At 49.2% G+C, this 472-nt stretch carries 2 protein-coding genes; both read right to left on the reverse strand.

Features of this window, described 5'->3' with window-relative positions; all coding sequences use genetic code 11:
• The coding region (locus tag EAY64_RS20065; RefSeq protein WP_122081985.1) for a response regulator at positions 1 to 188 on the reverse strand (188 nt) is incomplete at its 3' end.
• Between the two features lie 78 nt (positions 189 to 266).
• On the reverse strand, positions 267 to 472 hold a 206-nt coding region (locus tag EAY64_RS20070; protein ID WP_122081987.1), incomplete at its 5' end, for a response regulator.

Raw genomic sequence — 472 nt, forward strand, 5'->3', positions numbered from 1 at the left:
ATGTTCGGCATGTTCCAGTCGGAAACAATAAAGTCGAAGCTCTGGTTCTTCAGCTTGTGCAGGGCCACCTGGCCGTCTTCGGCTTCGTCTATATTGGTAAATCCCAATTCTTTCAACAGATTGCGAACAATTCTTCTCATGGTTGAAAAATCATCGACCACCAGGAATTTGATATTCTTGTCCACCATGAATGACAGCTCCAGAAAAATGATTTTCCACGGAATCGGCAGCGCTACGCCCTCGTTTTATTTCCTGTCAGTACGGTCTTATCTTTGCAGGTAAGGCATCAGCGTTTCAGACAAGATGGCGGGATCGAATTTCGCCACATAGGCATCGACACCCACGCTGGAGCCCATCGCCTTGTTGGCGTTGGAGGACAGCGAAGAGTGCATGATGACCGGAATGCCTTTGAAGCGGACGTCGGACTTGATCAGCTTGGTCAGCACATAACCGTCCATTTCCGGCATTTCCG

The sequence above is a fragment of the Aquitalea palustris genome, from assembly GCF_003693445.1.
In the GTDB taxonomy this organism is placed as follows: Bacteria; Pseudomonadota; Gammaproteobacteria; order Burkholderiales; family Chromobacteriaceae; genus Aquitalea; species Aquitalea palustris.